Below are 19,277 nucleotides of genomic sequence, written 5' to 3' on the forward strand. Positions count from 1 at the left end.
AATAAAATGAAAAGTTCGCTCTTGTTATTTTAACTTTTTTTACTTTTACTCTATGAAATTTTCATTCAAAAACGACTATTCTGAGGGTTGTCACCCTAATATCTTACAGGCACTTTTACAGCATAACCTTGTTCAGCAGGCCGGCTATGGAGAAGATGAATTTTCCTTGAAGGCCAAAGCTTTGATTAAGGAGAAAATCAATAATCAGAATTCGGATATTTATTTTGTTTCCGGAGGAACACAGGCTAACTTAATTGTTATTTCTGCAATTCTAAAACCTTATCAGTGTGTAATATCTGCTGCTCCCGGGCATATCCTGAATAATGAAACGGGAGCCATTGAAGCTACAGGTCATAAAGTACTGAGCATCGAAACGGCAGACGGAAAAATAAAACCATCAGATATTGTTCCAATTTTAGAGGGACACAGTAATGTACCGCATCAGGTGATGCCTAAACTGGTTTATATTTCCAATTCTACAGAGCTGGGAACAATCTATCAGGCAAAAGAACTGGAAGAACTTTCTGCATTTTGTAAGGAAAATAAATTATACCTGTTTATGGATGGGGCAAGGCTTGGTCATGGACTGACTGCAGAAATCAGTGATCTTACCCTGGAGAAAGTAGCCGCTCTTACCGATGTTTTTTATCTTGGAGGAACGAAAAACGGAGCATTAATAGGTGAGGCAATTGTAATCAATAATCCTTTGCTACAGGAAGATTTTGCTTTTAATATCAAACAGAAAGGAGCATTACTGGCAAAAGGAAGATTGTTGGGAATCCAGTTTTCAGAGCTGATGAAAGATAACCTGTATTTTGAGCTGGCACAACATGCCAATCAGCAGGCCATGAAGATTAAGAAAGCTTTGCAAAAAAAAGGAACTGCATTTCTTTCAGATACTTATACCAACCAGATTTTTCCTATTCTCAGTAACCAGCTCATAGAGGTATTATCTGAAAAATTTGAATTCTATGTCTGGAAAAAAGTAGATGAAAATTTTTCAGCCATTCGTCTTATTACTTCGTGGAGTACAGGGGATGAAGCTGTGAACCGTTTTATTGAAATGATTGAACAGAGTTAAGATAGAATGAAAAGGCTGTCTCAAAAGTCCACTAGTGGATTTTTGTCATTCTGACGAAGGAAGAATCTCTATGACAAACAACTCCATGAGATTCTTCACTAATTTATGAACTTCGTTCGCAGACTTTCAGTCTGTGTTCAGAATGACACTTTTGAGACAGCCTTTTTTTATTTTATAATGAATTATTTTTTCAAAGCTTCATTGACTACTTTACAGTCTGCAGGCGTTAGCTTCTGTCCGTCTTTATAACTGATTTTTTTCTCGTCAGCATATTTGGTTTGTCCGTCCTCTTCCTTATGTTCACCAATACCTTCCGTCAAAACATTATCCTTTTGAAGGAAGTAGATATCTCTTTTGCTCTTTTTCCCTTCAGAGCTGAATTCATAGGTTAGTTTCAGGGTGTCTCCCGATTTGAAACCTGTTACATCCCCTTTTGAGCTGTCTTTTTCACTGTTTTTATAGGATAATTTTCCGGTGATTGTTCCTAAATTGTCATCAATAGAAGCAAAAACACTGTCTTTTCCTGTAACCCCGATATAACAGAACGATTTTGGCCCAAGGGTATCAATTACCGGTTCTTCCACAGCAATGGTATCTGCTTCCACTTTGGGAGCCGGAGCTTCAGTTTTCTTATTACAGTTGATTAAAAAAGCTGATACAGCGCCCAATAAGATTAATTTTTTCATATCCTTCATTGTTAAAAATCAAATTTCTATTCTGCTAAAATAATAATAGTATTTGTATATTAAAAATTAGGATATGAAGAGATAATGATTTTTTGGTTAAAATTAATATTTCATAAAATGGATTTTAAGGAAAAATATTAATTAAAAAAATACATTGAAATTACCAATACTTATGGCATGAATTGTTTTTAGGCACGGAAAATGATTTACTTTTTTAAATTGATTGTAATGAAAAAGATTACTAAAGTGCTGAGCTTGGGATTATTTATTTTAGGTATATGTTTTGTCGGGGGACAGGCTCCTAAGAATTATATTTACACTTCCTCGGGAGATCTGCATGGAATTGAAAAACTGATTACCCGTAAAGATATCGGCGGTGTACAGATTGTCTACAACTGGAAGGCTTTGGAAAAATCAAAAGATGTCTATGATTTTTCGGTTATTGAGAAAGATCTGAATTATCTGACGAGCCTTAACAAAAAACTGTTTATTCAGCTTCAGGACAGATTTTTTGAGCCGCAGGCGCGATATGTTCCTGATTATATATTGAAAGATAAAGAATATAACGGGGGATTGGTACCTCAATATGATAATCCGGGAGAGAATAAACCTGTTGGAAACGGCTGGGTTGCCCAGCAATGGAATCCGGCTGTCCGGATGAGATTTCAGAAGCTGATAGGAGAACTCGCAAAGAAATTTGACGGAAAGATTCAGGGGATTAATCTTCCGGAAACATCGATCGATATTGATATGAAGAAAGATAAAACAGGCTTCAGCTGCGACCGTTATTTTCAGGCCGAATTGGACAATCTAAAGTTTGCAAGAAATGCTTTCCACTATTCTTACGTTCTGCAATATGTCAATTTCTTTCCGTGCGAATGGGAAAATGATCACCAGTATATGTCAAGACTTTTTGATTTTGCTTACCAAAATAATATAGGACTGGGCGGACCTGATATTGTTCCGGATAAGAAAGCCCAAATGAAAAATTCTTATCCCTTTTTTAATCAATACAAAGGAAAGCTTTCTCTGGTAGCAATGGCTGTTCAGGAGCCGACTTTGACGTATACAAATCCGAAAACTAAAAAGCCTTTCACCAAAGAAGAATTTACAGAATATGCCGAAAACTATCTGGGGGTAAAAATTATATTCTGGAGTGTGGAATCTCCCTGGCTGAGAGATCCCAGTTGATTATTCTCCTTTATACTTTTAATATTCCTCTGAAACCTCTTGCGGCATAATAAGAATCTGCACCATTGTGATACGTAAATACGGTATTGTATCGTCTGTCGCAGAAAACAGCACCTCCAAGTTCACGGATCTGCGGTGGTGTTTTGATCCAGCTTGAAGTCTTTTGGTCAAATTTTCCCAATTCCTGAAGATGACGGTATTGTTCTTCTGTCAAAAGTTCAATACCCATTTCTTTAGCGGTGTCGATGACGTTACTTTCCGGTTTGTTGGCTTTTCTGGCATCCCAGGCCTGATAATCATAACATAAGCTTCGGCGTTTGGGGCTTTCGGGAGAGCAGTCAACGAAAGAGTATTCATCTGTTTTTTTATTATAATCTACCACGTCGGGTTCGCCATCTGTGGCTTCCATTTCGTATAAAGACCGGATTTTTTCGGGATGGGCTTCCAGTTTTTGCTGGATTTTTTCCCATTTCAGGTCTTTATGACGGTTCATATTCTTTTCGAAACGGGTTTTTAGTGTTTTTAAAAGCTCGTTGGTTTGTTCCGGGGTTAGTTTCTTTTTCATGTCAAATTTTGTTTTGTTATGTGGATATGCTGATTGGTATTGTTGGAAATCGCGAAGACGCAAATTTTATTAATAATGGCTTGTTTAAAGGCGCAAAGATTTTATCTTCGATAAAATTTCTTTCTTTTTTAATCTTAAATGATTTTAATAAAAACTGTTTAAACCTATCAAAGAATGTTCAGTATATATTGAACCATTAAGAAGGATTTAATTGATAAATATTAAGATGGATTATTCTGACTTTAAGCTTAAAGCGAAGCTCATCTTAATATTCTAAATAGCTTAATACAATCTTAATGTTTCAAAAATAAAAGTTTAAACAATTTTAATATCATAATGATTAATCAACGATAGTAATTTTTCTTTCTGCAGGTCTGAAATACCAGGAAATAAGTACTAATACCAATAGTAATACTGCCGGAAAAGTTCTGCCGGCTGTATCGCCAACGATAAGGTGGGAAATAACAGCGCCTGACATCACAAAGAAAAATCCTGCGTAAGCCCATTCTTTTAAAAGCAAACGCTTAGGAATTAAAATAGCGATAACGCCAAGAATTTTCCATACTCCGATGATCGTCATCAGATAAGAAGGATAGCCGAGATTGGTAAAATTGGCCAGTTCATCTTTGTTTTTCATCAGTTGGACAATAGCTGTTGAAACCATGCCCAGAGCCATCCATAGGGTAAATATCCAATAGATGATTTTTGTTCTTTTTTGTGAAGGTTGTGGTGTGTTCATGATTGTTTTTTTTATAATTAGTCGTTTAATCCTATTCCGTCCATGATTTGTGGAATGCATTTTTCAATGCGGGCTTCGCGGGTTTTAGATTGTTTGGCAGAAGAAAAGTGGAGCAGGTAAGCTCTTTGTCTTCCCGGAGTTAATGCTTTGAAAGCTTCCTGTAAAGCAGGATTTTGATCCAGTTTCTCCTGAAACTCTTCAGCCATTTCAAACTCTTTTGTTTTCTTCATTTCCACTTTAGCACCCGATTCTTCAATTTCAACGGCTTCAAACATATAAGCACGAAGAACATCTTCCAGATCATTGATTTGCCCTACTTCTGTAAAGCGGATCTGTCTGGCCGCCTGTACATTTTTAGACTGCTGAATCAGGATATGGTCCGGGTCTTTCATTAAAGCTCCTTTAAAAAAGAGAAGCGCACAATATTCCTTAAAACCGTGGATCAGGAAAATATTTTTCCCTTCATAAGTATAACAGGGACAGCCCCATTTTAAATCTTCTGTAAGTTCTGTACTAAGAGCAATCGTTCTTAATTTCTCAAATTCTTCCTGCCATTGTCCGGCATTTTCGAAGAAAAAATTAACTTTTGGATTCATAGTTCTGGGTTTTTGGGTTAGAGGGTTTGAGAGTGGGAGAGTTTTGGGTTTCGGGATTATTTATGTCGGAGGGTTTGAGAGTATTAGAGTGGGAGAGTATAAGGGTTCAAGGTTTAATGTTTAAAGTTTGATGTTTAAAGTTGTTATCCTTCACTGATCATTGACGATTCACTTGCAAAGCAAAACTCACTATTGACATTGATGTTCACAATTTGAGCCCTGTTGCCCATTGTCTATTATCTCTTCGTCTATTATCTTTTATCTTTTATCTATAATCTGCTACCTGCTACCTTCCACCCAACAATTCCTGCAAACGGTTATGCGCCATATTAATGCCCTGTGCAAATGGCATTTTCAGGTGCTGGTCTCTGAAGTCTACAGATTTATAAATGGTTTGGATGGTAATTTTGCTGGTGGTATCGGTTAATTTTTCAAATGTTAAAAACTCGATCTGAACCGGAAAAGGCGTGTTCTCCATCTGAAAAGTTCTTATAATTTTCTCATTCTGAACAATATCATGAATGGTTCCGTTGGCACTGAAGACCACATCGCCCTGAGGATTTAAAGTTTCGAAGCGATAACTTCCGTGCGGTTTGTTTTCGAATTTAGTTACTTTCGTTCCCATCCATTCCTCGAAAAGTTCAGCTTCTGTATATGCCTTGAAAAGAAGTTCTACAGGAAGGTCAAATTCTCTGATGATGAAGATTTCCTGTTTGCCGTCTTCTGCGTGGATTTTTGTTTTAAGTTCCATATTTTGAGTTTGCTGTTTAAAGTTCAAGGTTGTCATTCTTTCACTGGTGATTGACGATTCACTTGCGAAGCAAAATTGACTATTGACATCCACCAGTTAAATTTTGATGCCCTTGTCTATTATCTATCCGTCTATCATCTTTTATGTCTTATTATTCACATTCTGATACGCTTTCATCACACTTTCCAGCTTGTTGAACTTCTCATCCCACATTTTGCGGAAAGGTTCTATAAAATCGGCTATTTCTTTCATTTTATTGGGATTTAGGTGATAGATAATTTCTCTGCCGTTTTGTTCAGATCTCAGCAGTTCGCATTCTGTAAGGATCTGGAGATGCTTTGAAACGGTAGGCCTTGCCGTATCAAAATTGGAGGCAATGGCTCCCGCCGTCATCGACTGTGCCGCCACCAACATCAATATAGACCGTCTCGTAGGATCTGCTATCGCCTGAAATACATCTCTTCTTAAATTCATCGTGTAGTTATTTGACTACAAATATATGTGTAGTTATTTAGCTACGCAAGTTTTTTTTGAAAAAAATGATTAAATAAGCAAAAACCTTATTATTAAAAGAAAAATGGAGAACTTAATGCTCTCCATTTTATTAGCTAAATAAAGCTTGTGTATATTTTTTATTGACTACTTTATCTCTCATTGAAGCTTTATCTGTAAAGTTTCTGGAAATATTCCTTATCATCTCACTGTAATTATCAGTTCCATCATTTTTTTTGCGATAATAAGGTTTTACGGAGCTGCAATTTTTATGTTCAAAAAGGGTGTTAAGTAAAGTTCTATCTGAAATCCCACAAGAGTGTCCAAATATAAAAACTTGATAATTATTTGAATTTATAAATTCCAATAGCCTTTTATAAGAATCATTTTCAAGATATTTCATAGACTTAATATTCTTTAAATATTCATTATCATTGAGATTTTCAATTTCCAAATAATCCTTATCTATTTCATCTCCAAAACCAAAAATAAGTTTATTATCTGTTTTGTTATTTAAAATTCCGTGGATATGTACAACATCTGTAGATATATCTCTACCAAATTCACTATCAATAGGAGGATTATCATAATAGACCTCAGTCGATGTATAATTAAAGTTTACAAATAAAATTTCTTTTGGTCTATGGCGGAAATAATTATTTGCAGCTTCCGATGTTAGTAATTCTTTGATTTTTTGCTTTTTATTTTGAATATTAATAAGTACCTGATATAATCTTAAATCTCTTTCTGATAATTCATTATCCGACAATGAAATGTGCCCTTCTTCAATACTTTTTATTTCACTATAAACTCTTTGGAACTCTATTTCAGTCAAATTATTAATAGAGGTTTCTGAAAAGTCTCTGAGATTAAAATCTGAATATATTATCTCACATATAGATCTCTTAAAACTTATTTCTTCATCATTCCTAGGAAATCCTTTAGAAAATTCTTTTTCTACTCTAGTAAGATATTCTTCAAGCAAAGATTCAATTACAGAGAATTCTTCATTTAATTGCTCTATATAGTATCCAGAGCGTTTTTTATAGCAATTTTTCAATAGAGAATAGTAATCATTTTCAATATCTACCCAATTTAAAGAAGATTTGTGTCTATTAAGAATATCAAAAAATTCATTTTTAAAATGGATTTTACTTTTAATATTATGTAAATTATGTTCTAAAGCTTCATAATCATTGCTACCCTCCCAAATTTTTGGAAGTAATTGTATATAGAATTCATCATTTTCAAAGCCATTTTCCCAATATGGTTTATTTCTGATTTCTTCTATTGCATTTCGCCAATAATCATCTATAAAATTACCATAGCTTGTTGCCATCCCATGAGCAAGGTCAAAACCATTCCCAATTAATATTATACGATTCACTGTTATTAGTTTCTGTGAAATAGTTTAGTTAATTTTTTTCAATCAACCTCTCCAACTTCTCAATCATCTCCTTTTGTTGCTGAAGCATACGCTCATAAAGCTCCACCATTTTATCAAGAGGATTGAAAGTACAATTAAAATAGCCAGAGTTGTTAGCAACTGAACCTTCATGAAAAGTATTGGCTATAATATTCACCGCCTGTTCCTCATCAAAATTCTCAATCGCTTCCGCGGGAACTTTCAAAATCTGGGCTACCTGTGCCAGAATATCGGATTCTACGGTTTCTTTTTGTTCCAGAAGGGAGATTTTCTTTTGGTTCCAGTCGTCGCCCAGCTCAAAAGCCAGAGCTTCCTGTTTGATGCCCAGCATTTCGCGGAAACGCTTTATATTTCTACCCTGATGTATTTTTTTATTTTGCATATCTGTGTCAATCATAATAACAAATATAAAGCTTTAGAACAAAAAAATAATGCTCTGTTTTAAAATAAATACTATTCTAAAATATCCGTCTTTAAGAATAAAATATCCTTTATCCGGATGGTTTATCCTTCCTATTATCCCTTCATTTGTTAAAAAATAACAAAGATGAAAAGAAAAAGAAGAATGAACAGCAGCAAATATAATGAACTGCATAATCGTAACCTTACGGTTTTCCTCAAATCGTTTTCAAGGGCGTATGGCAGAATCGTGTACTTTCCCGAAATAAGAATTACAGGAAAGTGGGTACAGCAATGTGGCTTTCAGGCAGGAGATAAAATATTGGTTACCGTAAGCAGGAACCAGATTATTTTGGAAAGGGAAGTGAGCTATGAGTGAAAGTATTAGTTTTAAACCATCAGGAGGCTTAAATTTTTAAAATTAAAGTTTTTTTATTTTGAACCATTAAGATTGTGTGAAGAGGTTAAGAGGATTAAGATAAGCTTCGCTTCAGCCTTCATTGAGAATGCTTTTGAATAGAGCGGTAAGGCTTCATGAATGTCTTGTGTTCTCTTCATATTCTTAGCAGCTTACCGCTTTCTTAATGGTTTTTAAATTAAGTATAGTTTTATCTCATCAATTGCGTTATTTAGCTCTGATCAGCGGAATATATTCTTTTACAAAAATGCCGATATATTTTCCATTATATTCTACAACACAAGTGCTGATATTCATTCGGTTGCAAAAATCCTGATACGCGGAATTGTCTCCGATATCATCACTGATAAACACTCCGCCAGGTCTCAGTTTTTTATAGATCTGATGATACGCCCACATTCTTCCGTGGTAACTTTTATCGGAATCATAGTGGAAAACATCAAATGAAGAAGCCTGTTTGAAAATTTTAGGCAGAGATTCTCTATCGGCAAAACGGAATAACTTCCAGTATTTTTTAAGATGATCAGGAACAACACATCCTGCATACTGATCTCCATTCTGAGCAAGAAAAGGCATATCTGAACTATAGAGTGTGCCGTTTCTTTTTTGAAGCGAAAGCAATATAGCCAGTGAAGACCATCCATAAGCCACTCCGGTTTCAAGAACGTTTTGTGCTTTGGTGAATTCACATGCATAATAAATAAGCTCCAACGCACCATGTTCACCCATTTTGACAGGGCATTCTTTTTCTTTTACACCGGCTTTTCGCAGGATATCGGCATAATCAGATCTGAAATGATCAGCATCGCGGGAGAAAAGTCTGGAGATCACCTCTTCCTGAGAAACGGCTATGGATGCAGCCCAGAAATTTGCTCTGGCTTTTCCTTTGGACGGACTTCTTCTGTTGAATGTGTTTTTGATAATTTTCCTGCCCAGTTCAGGATAAAGAGGGGGCCTTTTAAGATAAGCTACAAATGTTTTGAGGACTGTTGACATTTCACAGATGTTGTATTATAGTTTTCAGCAAATGTACTTTTTTTAAAGGCCATATTGCATTGAGACAACATTAATTTTAACATTAAATCTGTTAAGGTTTTGTAATAAATACAGTCCGGAAATTATCGGTGAGATCTCTTCTTGTTTTTAATTGAATAGATCAGTTTGGCTTTCAGTTTATTAAAGTAGAAATCGTTTTTTTATACGTGAGGAAGAATTTTTGTTTTTTCCTTTACAAAAATGCCTTTCCAAAAATATATGGAGTACGGTCATCAAAACGGTGATACTTTTCTGCTTTTTCACTGGGGTAGGTATTTTATTTAACACACTAAAAAGTGTGTTGTATGCAAATGTATAAAATAAATGGAAAAAATCAAAAGAAAAATAAGACGAAATCATCCTGATTATATAGAATGGTTTGCTGCTGTAAAAAGTTATACTCAGAAAATTGCTTTATCTTTGGGCTTTTAATGTTTGCAGGTATTAAATAATATTATTTGAAGATGAAGTTTTTATTAGACCTTTTGTTTCGTACAATCCAGCTTTTTACAGAGCCTTATTTCTTAGTATTTCTCGCAGTGGTTATCATTGCACTTTTAAGAAGAAAAAACAAACGTAAAAACCTACGGATAGGAATTGGCATTGTTGCCGTTTTAATGATCATTTTTATAGGGAACGGTTTTCTCGGAAAGTTCACCGCAGAATATCTGCAGAAAAGTTATGTGAATACTATTGCGACAAAAAACGGGGCTTCTCAGAATCCTGTTATCGTTGTATTGGGCGGAGGCGTTGTAGATTTTAACCATACAGAAAAGCTGCATACTTTGTCTTACTCCAGACTGGTGACGGCTTATCAGCTGTATCATGAATACAGGAAAAATAATCTGTCTTGTAAAATAGTCATTTCAGGAAAGGGGAGAGGACATACAAGTGAAGCAGAACTCTTCAGCGAAAATTTTAAAAACATGGGGGTTCCGGATGCTGATATCATCAAAGAAGACAAAAGCATGAATACCTATGAAAATGCAAAATATTCCAGCAAGATCCTTAAACAGATGGCTCCTTCTGATGTCTATCTGGTGACTTCCGGTTTTCATATGAAAAGGTCTGTGGCTTTGTTTCAGACATTTGGAGTAAAACCTGTTCCGCAAGCTTCAGATTTTATAGATACGGAAATTACCTGGTTTCCTAACAGCTATAACGCAGCATTTACTTTTGTGATGCTTAAAGAAGTACTGGGAATATGGCAGGTGCAGCTGTATAACAGTTTGGGATTGAACGGGTAATACATAAACTTATGATATAAACCGGACACTTAAAATTACTTGAGTGTCCGGTTTTGTTTTTATAGTAAACGTATGTAAGCTGTACAAAACCACAAAATTATAAAAGCTATCATTTTTAAACACTTGAGTTCAGAAGTTTAAAATAAAGCTTAAACCTTTAAATCATACAAAGTGTTAAATATTAGTCAATTATAAAAAAAGCAATAAAACCTCCCAAAAAAGCCGTATTTATCAAGTCAGTAACTATGCTATCTGACTGAAAACAGAGGAGATATACGGGCAAATTGTATTTCAGCCTGATTATTTGGTTTTTGTAAAGGGTTACATAAAAAATACATTAAACTTATGTCCATCCGGATCTGCAAATACAAAACCGTAGTAATTGCCTCCAAAAGTCTCAGGCTCTGACACAATGGTTCCGCCAGCTTTTTTAACTTCTTCAGCCCAATTGTCTACCTGGCTTTTATTTTCTGCAGAAAGGGTAAATATGATTTCGTTGGAGTGGTGGGGATCTCCAAAATTCATACTTTTCAGATTGTTTTCAATAACAGTTTGTAAGAAAAAGTGAATAATAAATTCATTTCCAGCCATAAAAAAACTTACCAGTTCATTGGATGTATGTGGATTATTGGGCCTGAAACCCAGTTCAGTATAGAATTTCTGTGTGCGTCCAAGGTCGGCTACGGCCAGATTGGCCCAGATCATTTTAGGTTTCATATCAGTACTATTTTGGTTAGGATAAAGGTATTTTGTTTTTACAGAATAAAAACTGTCATGGGACAAGATTTCGTATTTTTAAGGGGTAAATGAACATTATGGAAATTATACTTCAGGAATTAGATTCAAATATTAAGAGCGTAAGGGCTGACTTTTATGATGGTTTTTCTTCTAAATTTCCTGTTGGGCAATTTAACATAATATAAAGAGGGTTAAATTATATTTAAAGATTGAAGACCCCGTAAAGACCCTTGTCAAGGTTTTGAACCTTGACAAGGGTTGCTATCCACAACTAATTTTTTCAAATAATTGAACCAGGAAAATTTTCCCTTGTCAGAAATTAAAGATTTCTACGTCGTCAATGGCAAACGAAATTATTTGAATTTAAAAACAATATTTTTCTGACCATGAATTGCCACACAATTAATATTTTTTCAATAATCGAGTTTTACATCGCTTAGAGAAAATTCAGAATATTATGAAGAGCTGTACGGCTTACAGAGAAAAAAGATTTAGGGGAAGTTGTAAAAATTTCTGAAATAGAATTTTTCGTTTTGTTTTATCCTTACCAAAATTTCAAAGAATTGGATGACGATAAGCCGGAGATTTTCCGGATAGGTTTACGACAGAGAAGAGTTCCGAGAATTCGTTAAAAGCTATTGGGTAGGAAAAGTTTGGAAATAACGGATTCTCAGACAGTAAATGCTCTATTTCACTTCTATTATAAAAATCCTATAATTTATATTATGTTAAATTGTATATTATTCTGGTTTCAAAGATTCACAGAACATCTTAGGTTTCATTACTTTGCTCTCCTGATCTTAATATCGGGTTTTTCAGGTAATACTCAACTCTATTCAAGGTTGTAATAATTAGAAATGGCGGATTAAAGAATTTTAACACCCTTAATCCGCCATATTATAAACTGCTGTGATCAGAAGTTTTTTCTATTGATTTAATTCTTTTTATTTAATTTTTCTAATTCAGGTAAATCTTTTTTGTACTTTTCAACATCCCAAGCTAAATTCCAGTTTTTAACGTAGTCAGAGATTGGACCCAGGCCAACTTCTGTTCTTCTTTTATCTACATTATCCGGATCTAGTAAAGGTAAAACATAGTAAGTATTATTACTTTGATTGATTCCTATCTGGCTTCCGTATATTTGTTTTCTGCCTTCCCGGATTTCTATTCTGTCAATTAACAACGCTAAAGAACCTGCGCTGGCATTTCCTTTTGTGACAGCTTCTTTCATCATCGGTAGATATTTTTTCTGCGTTTCCAGATCTGAATGCTGAATCACAAGAAATAAGGCACTATTGGCCTGTGCGCCTACTTTGTCTTTACCCACCCAGCCTTTTTCATCTAATATTTTTTTTACTTTTAACAGGTTAAGCGAGTCTTTCTGCATTGTTTTTTTCCAAAGATCATTCATTTCCTTAGATTGCGGACCGAATTTTTTTTGCGTTTCATCCATTTGCATTCTATATTTTTGGTCTTCCTCAAGAATTGCCAGTAATTCAGCCTGTAATGGTTTGTCATAATTGGCTTCTATGACCGCTATATTCTTTTCTAGCTTTTCAATTGTTTTCCCCCATTCTTTTTTTGAATGTAGATTATCCAAATCAGAATCAGATTTTAAGTGCTTGAGATTGGTCCAGCCTTTATCTATGGATAGGTTCAGCCATTTGAATGCTTGTTTTGTATTTCCTGCCAAGGAAGATGAGCATGCGCCATTATATAAGTGACTTGGATTTTCGCTTTCGATTTTAAAAGCTTTACCATATACATCAGTAGACATTTTATAATCTTTTGCCCTGTATAATTGATCAGCTTCAATTATTAATTTTGAGTATTCCTGAGCATTAGCGCCTGTGAATAAAAATAATAATAACAAAGCATAAATAGTGTTTCTCATTTTTTCTGTATTTAATTCTTAGATTTTAGATGGTTACGTTTTGTTTTCAGGCTCAGTTTAATTGATATAATTTTACAAAGCCATTTATGCTACGAATATAAAGTTTATTTTGATGATGGGATTGTTAATAAATCACAAAAAAATCATCCTATGTTTTGGATGATTTGATAAATCTTTTTTTAAAATTTAAATGAGTTATTTTAGCTTGCTTCTCTCCTCTTCCCAGAATCTGTCCATAATTGCCTTAGATTCTCCCGGGCTTTTCAGCATTTTGATATCTCCATTGTCATCAATTCTATAATGCCCTTTAAAAGCATCAGGCATTGCATCGTATTGTCTGTTTACTTGTTCTAATGTTTCTGTAAAACAAGGATAACCATATTTTTCAACTAAGTACGGCAAAGCATTTCCTCCTTTTAAAAGTTCGTACTCCTGAAAGTTATAAGGTGTCGTTTGCTGTCTTTTAGCCAGTGATAGGTTAAATTTTTTTAAAAGCTGAGCAATTTCCTTCTCCTCAATACAATGAGAAAGCCCGCGTAACGCATATATTTTCATATCCAGGTAACGCTCTTTCTTATAGGCATTCAGGAAAAAATCCTTCAATAATGGATAATTAAAATCATATAGCAATTTCAATATTTTATTTCGAATATCTAATTGTTTTGCTGAGTTGTAAATAGTAATCAGATGTTCTACATTGTCATTGTTGATAATGCTTTTGTCTAAATTAAACAGTGCATTTCGAAATTCTGGCTTTTTTTCATTATCCTTTTTGTTCGTTAAAATATCCGGGAAGTTGCTGACCATACTATCAATACAAGTGTAATTCTTAGTTATTATTGTTAATAATCGGAGCAAGTTCTTTTTTCAATTCTTCAAACTTCTCCTTGCTCATCATATCAATTTCCACGAGTTCTTTTGCTTCTTTTAATTTTGCAATCGCTTCTTCTCTGGTCATTTTTCTATTTTTTAAAAGAATTTCACCAGATTCAATCCCTAGCTCCGTATCCATCACGCTTAAATATTTATTGATTCCAAAAGCTCTGTCATTTATTTCTCCCAAAACCATAACTACGTACAAAGGCTTATTTTTGCTGCCTCTATGATAAGTTTTTATTTCTCTGACAATCACTTTAGTATTTTTTAAGCTGATATCTGCCATATTTTGTGCTTCACCACCCATAGCAGACATAATACTTCCAAATCCAGCCGGTCTTCCCATTTGTACAAAGTCATAAGTCTTTTTGGAAGTACTTCTTGATTGTGAAATCCCTCCTCTTGCTTTATTTCCATAACTTCCTGAATAAGTCCTTGTATTCAGCTCTTCAGAAGTTGGAGATCCTAATATTAAAGTATCACCTACCTTCACACTATTTTTACTCGTTGTTATATATTCCTTAACCTGAGCACCGTTTTTAATAGTGTTGAAGAAATTAATATCCTGTGTGTTTTCGTAGGTCAATAAATCAATATTTTCCTGAGCTTGAATATTTACTATCGATAAGAGAATAGTAAAAAAAGTAATTGTTTTTTTCATAATTGTTATTTTGTATATTGGAAATTCAATTCTTAGTTTGCAGGTGATTATTCCAGTGTACACAAATATAACACAGTTATTTATATATAAAATGAGGAAAACCATAAAGCTCCAAAATCCGCAGATTTTGGAGCAGGGTTTAAATAGCTAACCTTTCGGCTGTTCTACTATTGCTTGGTGATTTTATGGAAAAAAGTATCACCTTTAAAGATATAGTCTCCTGAAGGATATTCAGTCAGATCGACGGTGTTTTTCCCTTTTCTGAACAATATATTTTTAATGAGGTTACCGTTATTATCATATAAATAAACATTTTCATCTACTGAGGATTCCACGTTGATCACTCCTGTCGTTGGATTAGGATAAGCGGAAGTTTTTGTTTTTGGGGAAGCTTCTCTTGTTGACAGAAAACAACCTGAAATATAGGAATCTCCTATAATATTAAACCCTTTGCTGATCAGCTGGGCTCTGGCCAGCATCGCTTGCGGTGTAGAATAAACCAATCCTGTTGCATCTATAGTTCCGGACGTTATTGTTGAGCTCGCCCAGGTAGGATTATTATTCAGAGCGATGAGAAAATTGCTGTAATTCGTACATGATAAGCCTGCATTTTTTAATCCGAAATAGATTGTATTCCAGCTGAAGTTTTGAAGCTTGATATTCCACGAAGAAATATCCTGGTCAAAATGTGAAGCACCAGCAAACATATTAAATCCGGCGAAATAATCAACCTTACTTACATCCCAGTTTCCGATGGGCTGATTGAACGATACTGCATTTTCAAACATATGCTCAAAATCTGTCACTTTACCTGTGTTCCAGTTATCAAGGGGCTGATTAAATGCTTCCGCATTATAGAATGTATAGCGGAAGTTAGTCGCATTTTCTGTATTCCATGAATTTAATGGCTGGTTGAAAGCGGTGGCATCTGCAAACATGGAGGAAAAATCAGTTCCGGATATCGTATTCCAGGCAGAAATATCCTGATTGAAAGAAGATGCAGAAGAAAACATGCTGCTGAAATTGGTTACTTTTGCCGTATCCCAGTTTCCGATATTCTGATTAAACAGCGTCGCTCCGCTGAACATACCGCTCATGTCCGTAATACGGAATGGATTCCAGTAAGAAAATGAAGTATGGCCTGTCAAAGATGAACAGTTAAGGAACATTTGTGATAAACTGGTTATCTGTGTCAAATCAGGAGTATCTGCAGCCGTTACGTTAAGATTGGGACAGTTGGCGAATGCTCTGTCGAATTGCTGAAGCCATGTCGTATTTCCCCACTGGCTAAGTTCTATAAGTTCCTGATTTCCACCCGGAGGTATGATTTCGGTATTGGCCCTGAATCCGTAAAATGATCCGTTACCGCTGGATACTTTTAATTCGTAAGTGGCCTGCAGAGGATCTGGATGGAATGATGGCCCAAAATATATAAGTAAAGGCTCACTGCTGCTGGAGTTTACATAATCAAACATCCCGTTATGCTCAGGATATCCTACTTCGTGCCAGTAAATGGTGTAATCGGTTCCTGTGCCGCCGAATCTTATTGAATGATCAATGACGCCGTTTGCATTGGGTTTCCAGATGGTAGTAAATTCATTCTGCGCATAGGAAATGCAAAATAAAAGGAGAAAAATGATTATTAGTTGTTTTTTACACATAATTTAAAAAAGTTGTTTTAAGGTTAAAATTGGTTTGGGTAAGACAATTAATTTCCCGGGATTCTTTATCTTATCTCTGATACAAAGGTACTGGCGCACAGCGACAAAACTCGTCGTATTAAAATTTTTCCCTTCTTTTTTTTCTTTTTTTTTGATTATTTTTTTGTATAAAAAAACAGGGTAAAAACTACCAGAAATAGTCTGCATCCTAAAAGGTGGTTTTACATGGATAACCTAAAAAAATCTGCAGCTATTAAGTAATAATAACTGCAGAACAGATTGATTTATATGGTGATTTTCACACCGACGGAAATATTAATTCCGGGAAGCGGACTGAGGAATTTTAACTGAGAGTTCTGAAGTCGGGCCTCAGCATTCAGCAGATTGTTTCCTATGATATAATATTCGAGATCACCTAAACCCAGACTGCTGTCCTTATAAGAAAAACGGGCATTCAGCAGTGAAAATGCAGGCATCGGAAGTTCAGGATTAATATTTTTACCTAAATATTTTTGCTGTAAGTAATGGTCTAAGCTGAGATTCACGCTGAAGTTCTGCAGTGTTCCTTCCAGATTGAATCCGAAACGGCTGGTAGGCATATTGGGCATATAATCGCCATCACTCCATTTTCTTATGGAGCTGTCGGCAACGCTTATATTTCGTACCAGATCATAATATCCGCCTATCTCCCACTTTCCTGCTTTTCCGAGATCTGCTTTATAAGCAGCTTCCGCTTCAATTCCATTGATTTCCGTATCATCGGAGCGCCATTCTTTTACCAGAAAAACTTCTCTGGAAATTCCGGTGTGGGCAAGATAAATATAGTTTTTATAAGAAGTATGATACCAGCTGGCAGATACCCGCAGGTTCTTCAGATTCAATCCGGTCCCGATTTCAACGGTATTGGCTGTTTCCTTATCCAGTGTATCATCACCATTTTCTTCTGTCAGGATCGCAAAATGATTGTTTCCTGAATAAAGCTCATTCACCTCCGGTGCCCTTTCCGAGTGATTGTATTGTACTTTCAGATACCCTTTTTTAAAGAGAGTCCATTGAGCGGAACTATGGAACTGATGAAGAGTGAAATCTCTGTCACTGAGTTTTCCTCCGGAAAGTCCGCGGCTTCTGACATACTTGTTATCTGCTTCTGCCCTGCGTTGTACATAATCGTTTCTGTACCCAAGATCCAGTTGAAGAAAATTAAAATCAAGGTGCTGCATGGTAAAGATTCCAATTTCACGGCTTATATTATTGGGTAAGTATCTCTGGCCTCCGGTGCCTTCCATATCTCTGTATTGTATTTCAAGCCCCGTAGTTCCGGTAAGAAATTGTAATTTCTGCTGGTTGATTTCCAGGCGTCCATTGTGTTGATTCACAGTAAACTGGTTGGCACGGTACCGATCCAGAAGTTCAGCATTTTTTGAAAATACCCCCATATAATTCAGTTTGATGCTTGAAATCGGAGAATGGGTAAACTTGTAACCGGATTCAAATATGGCTTTATGAGATAGGCTTCTGATGTTGATGGGACTATATTCTATTTTGGGTTGTGGTTTTCCATGGCTATGTTTGGGGATTTTAGGGATTGCATATCCCGGAACCCCAAAATAGGAGTAAGAATTCTGATACGCGCCTCCTGCATACAATGATTTTCCGATATAACTGGTGCCTACATAAAATGAATTGCTTTCCGAATGACTGTTGGGGATCTCACCATCTTTTGTTTCCACATAATCTTTGATTCCGTTTACTTCACTTTTATATCGGTCTTTCACGGCATCCTGACCAGGAACATACAAATCGTTTTTCGGGTTGGGATAATATTTACCGTCAGCAGGATTGTAATACGTGGAACTGAATGTATACAGATCATCTTCTGAAAGCTCATACTCTATCATATGATCTTTGGCAAACTGGCTGATATAAGGAAAAAGGCTCTTGTTCAGGACACGTCTGGAATCTACATTGATCTGGCAAAGTGACTGTAAAATACTGTTGAAACCTACAAGCTCGGGATCATAACATCTGCCGTCTTTTGATTTTCCCGGAATTCTGACTATTTCCTGCTTCTGATTGGATGCTCCAACCGTCCAGACCCAGTTTTTAGCAATAATTCCTCTGGCTGAAAAAGTCTGTTTCTGACCACTATTACTGCCTCCCTCTAGGAGTCCTTTGAAATTTATCTTTTTTTCCGGAAGCTGTCTGGCAATATAATCTGTTTCAATATCTACAGCTCCTCCAATAGCTTTTCCACCATACAAAACCGATGCAGAATTTTTGTAAACAGTGATATTCTGAACACTGTTCATTTCTATATCCGTATTAAAATCCGGGCTTATTCCCGAAAGATCATTCACTGCCATTCCGTTTTCCAATATTTTTACCCGGTTTCCGCTTAAGCTTCTGATAACGGGAGCTCCGGAATTCGGTCCATATCCCGAATTTTGAATTCCGGGAATTTTACTCAATGTTTCTCCCAGTGTATTGGATTGAATGAAATCCAGTTTTTTTCTTGAAATATTGGCAGCGTTATAATTTGTTTTTCCCTGTACCTGAATGGACTCTATGTCTTTTACCGTTCTTTTTTCGGGGATAATTTTCTGCGCTTTCAGAAGTGATGACGAACAAATAAGTGAGCTGCCTGCCAAAAAATAAAAGGTCCTTTTCATGTGCATATACTTTAATGATCCGGCAAAGCTAGAAAATTAAATTTATTAATGCAACATTGTTGCTTTATTGCGGTTTATCAAAAGCCATTTAATAAATCTAAGTCACTGAAAAGGAATGATATGGATAAGAAAAAAACCGCCCTGAAAAGGGC

21 protein-coding genes are annotated in these 19,277 nt (G+C 35.5%); 4 read left to right on the forward strand and 17 right to left on the reverse strand.

Annotated elements, in window-relative coordinates; translation table 11 throughout:
- The first annotated feature begins 52 nt into the window (after nucleotides 1–52).
- Nucleotides 53–1,081, forward strand: coding sequence for a threonine aldolase family protein (locus AB1278_RS11695; RefSeq protein WP_202840588.1), 1,029 nt, complete (start codon nucleotides 53–55; stop codon nucleotides 1,079–1,081).
- Nucleotides 1,082–1,263: 182 nt separating this feature from the next.
- On the opposite strand, the gene AB1278_RS11700 is transcribed toward AB1278_RS11695, so the two are convergent.
- Entirely contained in the window at nucleotides 1,264–1,767 is a 504-nt protein-coding gene (locus tag AB1278_RS11700) for a hypothetical protein (RefSeq protein WP_202840586.1), read from the reverse strand.
- Between the two features lie 228 nt (nucleotides 1,768–1,995).
- On the opposite strand from AB1278_RS11700, the gene AB1278_RS11705 reads away from it, so the two are divergent.
- On the forward strand, nucleotides 1,996–2,958 hold the full coding sequence (locus tag AB1278_RS11705; RefSeq protein ID WP_429814435.1) for a hypothetical protein: 963 nt from the start codon (nucleotides 1,996–1,998) through the stop codon (nucleotides 2,956–2,958).
- A gap of 10 nt (nucleotides 2,959–2,968) precedes the next feature.
- Here AB1278_RS11705 and AB1278_RS11710 read toward each other — a convergent pair whose 3' ends face one another.
- From AB1278_RS11710 to AB1278_RS11740, 7 genes are all read right to left on the reverse strand, one after another.
- Complete coding sequence (locus AB1278_RS11710) at nucleotides 2,969–3,523, reverse strand: DUF4256 domain-containing protein (protein ID WP_429814438.1); 555 nt, start codon at nucleotides 3,521–3,523, stop codon at nucleotides 2,969–2,971.
- Nucleotides 3,524–3,863: 340 nt separating this feature from the next.
- Nucleotides 3,864–4,262, reverse strand: a complete 399-nt coding sequence (locus tag AB1278_RS11715) for a DoxX family protein (protein ID WP_411413128.1) — start codon at nucleotides 4,260–4,262, stop codon at nucleotides 3,864–3,866.
- A 17-nt stretch (nucleotides 4,263–4,279) separates the two neighbouring features.
- On the reverse strand, nucleotides 4,280–4,858 hold the full coding sequence (locus tag AB1278_RS11720) for a YdeI/OmpD-associated family protein (protein ID WP_110011568.1): 579 nt from the start codon (nucleotides 4,856–4,858) through the stop codon (nucleotides 4,280–4,282).
- A 286-nt stretch (nucleotides 4,859–5,144) separates the two neighbouring features.
- On the reverse strand, nucleotides 5,145–5,609 hold the full coding sequence (locus AB1278_RS11725; protein WP_343641690.1) for an SRPBCC domain-containing protein: 465 nt from the start codon (nucleotides 5,607–5,609) through the stop codon (nucleotides 5,145–5,147).
- Nucleotides 5,610–5,750: 141 nt separating this feature from the next.
- On the reverse strand, nucleotides 5,751–6,083 hold the full coding sequence (locus tag AB1278_RS11730) for an ArsR/SmtB family transcription factor (RefSeq protein WP_002979291.1): 333 nt from the start codon (nucleotides 6,081–6,083) through the stop codon (nucleotides 5,751–5,753).
- A 130-nt stretch (nucleotides 6,084–6,213) separates the two neighbouring features.
- Complete coding sequence (locus AB1278_RS11735) at nucleotides 6,214–7,488, reverse strand: AbiH family protein (RefSeq protein ID WP_429814444.1); 1,275 nt, start codon at nucleotides 7,486–7,488, stop codon at nucleotides 6,214–6,216.
- 28 nt (nucleotides 7,489–7,516) lie between these two features.
- On the reverse strand, nucleotides 7,517–7,924 hold the full coding sequence (locus tag AB1278_RS11740; protein ID WP_429814447.1) for a helix-turn-helix transcriptional regulator: 408 nt from the start codon (nucleotides 7,922–7,924) through the stop codon (nucleotides 7,517–7,519).
- A gap of 150 nt (nucleotides 7,925–8,074) precedes the next feature.
- Here AB1278_RS11740 and AB1278_RS11745 point away from each other — a divergent pair, with 150 nt between their 5' ends.
- On the forward strand, nucleotides 8,075–8,305 hold the full coding sequence (locus tag AB1278_RS11745; protein WP_228406585.1) for a SymE family type I addiction module toxin: 231 nt from the start codon (nucleotides 8,075–8,077) through the stop codon (nucleotides 8,303–8,305).
- Between the two features lie 53 nt (nucleotides 8,306–8,358).
- Here the strand turns inward: AB1278_RS11745 and AB1278_RS11750 are convergent, their stop codons facing one another.
- Nucleotides 8,359–8,484 (reverse strand): hypothetical protein, encoded by a 126-nt coding sequence (locus tag AB1278_RS11750; RefSeq protein ID WP_429814450.1) that lies wholly within the window; start codon nucleotides 8,482–8,484, stop codon nucleotides 8,359–8,361.
- A 67-nt stretch (nucleotides 8,485–8,551) separates the two neighbouring features.
- Entirely contained in the window at nucleotides 8,552–9,340 is a 789-nt protein-coding gene (locus AB1278_RS11755; protein WP_429814453.1) for an O-methyltransferase, read from the reverse strand.
- Between the two features lie 503 nt (nucleotides 9,341–9,843).
- Here AB1278_RS11755 and AB1278_RS11760 point away from each other — a divergent pair.
- Nucleotides 9,844–10,626, forward strand: a complete 783-nt coding sequence (locus tag AB1278_RS11760) for a YdcF family protein (protein WP_429814455.1) — start codon at nucleotides 9,844–9,846, stop codon at nucleotides 10,624–10,626.
- A gap of 321 nt (nucleotides 10,627–10,947) precedes the next feature.
- Here the strand turns inward: AB1278_RS11760 and AB1278_RS11765 are convergent, their stop codons facing one another.
- The 7 genes from AB1278_RS11765 to AB1278_RS11795 all read right to left on the reverse strand — a co-directional run bounded on the left by AB1278_RS11765 (nucleotide 10,948) and on the right by AB1278_RS11795 (nucleotide 19,125).
- Nucleotides 10,948–11,343: a VOC family protein gene (locus AB1278_RS11765; protein ID WP_429814458.1), complete on the reverse strand. Its 396-nt coding sequence runs from the start codon at nucleotides 11,341–11,343 to the stop codon at nucleotides 10,948–10,950.
- Between the two features lie 955 nt (nucleotides 11,344–12,298).
- Nucleotides 12,299–13,258, reverse strand: coding sequence for a DUF6624 domain-containing protein (locus AB1278_RS11770; RefSeq protein WP_429814461.1), 960 nt, complete (start codon nucleotides 13,256–13,258; stop codon nucleotides 12,299–12,301).
- 195 nt (nucleotides 13,259–13,453) lie between these two features.
- The gene (locus AB1278_RS11775; protein ID WP_429814464.1) at nucleotides 13,454–14,065 is read right to left on the reverse strand and encodes a hypothetical protein; all 612 of its coding nucleotides are present in this window, start codon (nucleotides 14,063–14,065) and stop codon (nucleotides 13,454–13,456) included.
- 22 nt (nucleotides 14,066–14,087) lie between these two features.
- Nucleotides 14,088–14,795, reverse strand: a complete 708-nt coding sequence (locus AB1278_RS11780) for a hypothetical protein (protein ID WP_202840567.1) — start codon at nucleotides 14,793–14,795, stop codon at nucleotides 14,088–14,090.
- 167 nt (nucleotides 14,796–14,962) lie between these two features.
- Entirely contained in the window at nucleotides 14,963–16,456 is a 1,494-nt protein-coding gene (locus AB1278_RS11785; RefSeq protein WP_429814468.1) for a BspA family leucine-rich repeat surface protein, read from the reverse strand.
- A gap of 3 nt (nucleotides 16,457–16,459) precedes the next feature.
- On the reverse strand, nucleotides 16,460–16,663 hold the full coding sequence (locus AB1278_RS11790; RefSeq protein WP_343641665.1) for a hypothetical protein: 204 nt from the start codon (nucleotides 16,661–16,663) through the stop codon (nucleotides 16,460–16,462).
- A gap of 77 nt (nucleotides 16,664–16,740) precedes the next feature.
- Nucleotides 16,741–19,125, reverse strand: coding sequence for a TonB-dependent receptor (locus AB1278_RS11795; protein WP_429814472.1), 2,385 nt, complete (start codon nucleotides 19,123–19,125; stop codon nucleotides 16,741–16,743).
- Nucleotides 19,126–19,277 lie beyond the last annotated feature (152 nt).

Origin of the sequence: Chryseobacterium sp. NRRL B-14798 (genome assembly GCF_050470705.1) — a bacterium.
GTDB classification, from domain to species: Bacteria; Bacteroidota; Bacteroidia; order Flavobacteriales; family Weeksellaceae; genus Chryseobacterium; species Chryseobacterium cupriresistens.

Coding starts and splice junctions, on each gene's coding strand:
- AB1278_RS11710 (WP_429814438.1), bottom strand. CDS start 3,523: ATGAAAAAGAAACTAACCCCGGAACAAACCAACGAGCTTTTAAAAACA.
- AB1278_RS11790 (WP_343641665.1), bottom strand. CDS start 16,663: ATGCAGACTATTTCTGGTAGTTTTTACCCTGTTTTTTTATACAAAAAA.
- AB1278_RS11730 (WP_002979291.1), bottom strand. CDS start 6,083: ATGAATTTAAGAAGAGATGTATTTCAGGCGATAGCAGATCCTACGAGA.
- AB1278_RS11770 (WP_429814461.1), bottom strand. CDS start 13,258: ATGAGAAACACTATTTATGCTTTGTTATTATTATTTTTATTCACAGGC.
- AB1278_RS11795 (WP_429814472.1), bottom strand. CDS start 19,125: ATGAAAAGGACCTTTTATTTTTTGGCAGGCAGCTCACTTATTTGTTCG.
- AB1278_RS11755 (WP_429814453.1), bottom strand. CDS start 9,340: ATGTCAACAGTCCTCAAAACATTTGTAGCTTATCTTAAAAGGCCCCCT.
- AB1278_RS11775 (WP_429814464.1), bottom strand. CDS start 14,065: ATGGTCAGCAACTTCCCGGATATTTTAACGAACAAAAAGGATAATGAA.
- AB1278_RS11715 (WP_411413128.1), bottom strand. CDS start 4,262: ATGAACACACCACAACCTTCACAAAAAAGAACAAAAATCATCTATTGG.
- AB1278_RS11725 (WP_343641690.1), bottom strand. CDS start 5,609: ATGGAACTTAAAACAAAAATCCACGCAGAAGACGGCAAACAGGAAATC.
- AB1278_RS11720 (WP_110011568.1), bottom strand. CDS start 4,858: ATGAATCCAAAAGTTAATTTTTTCTTCGAAAATGCCGGACAATGGCAG.
- AB1278_RS11760 (WP_429814455.1), top strand. CDS start 9,844: ATGAAGTTTTTATTAGACCTTTTGTTTCGTACAATCCAGCTTTTTACA.
- AB1278_RS11705 (WP_429814435.1), top strand. CDS start 1,996: ATGAAAAAGATTACTAAAGTGCTGAGCTTGGGATTATTTATTTTAGGT.
- AB1278_RS11765 (WP_429814458.1), bottom strand. CDS start 11,343: ATGAAACCTAAAATGATCTGGGCCAATCTGGCCGTAGCCGACCTTGGA.
- AB1278_RS11740 (WP_429814447.1), bottom strand. CDS start 7,924: ATGATTGACACAGATATGCAAAATAAAAAAATACATCAGGGTAGAAAT.
- AB1278_RS11695 (WP_202840588.1), top strand. CDS start 53: ATGAAATTTTCATTCAAAAACGACTATTCTGAGGGTTGTCACCCTAAT.
- AB1278_RS11745 (WP_228406585.1), top strand. CDS start 8,075: ATGAAAAGAAAAAGAAGAATGAACAGCAGCAAATATAATGAACTGCAT.
- AB1278_RS11780 (WP_202840567.1), bottom strand. CDS start 14,795: ATGAAAAAAACAATTACTTTTTTTACTATTCTCTTATCGATAGTAAAT.
- AB1278_RS11700 (WP_202840586.1), bottom strand. CDS start 1,767: ATGAAAAAATTAATCTTATTGGGCGCTGTATCAGCTTTTTTAATCAAC.
- AB1278_RS11785 (WP_429814468.1), bottom strand. CDS start 16,456: ATGTGTAAAAAACAACTAATAATCATTTTTCTCCTTTTATTTTGCATT.
- AB1278_RS11750 (WP_429814450.1), bottom strand. CDS start 8,484: ATGAAGAGAACACAAGACATTCATGAAGCCTTACCGCTCTATTCAAAA.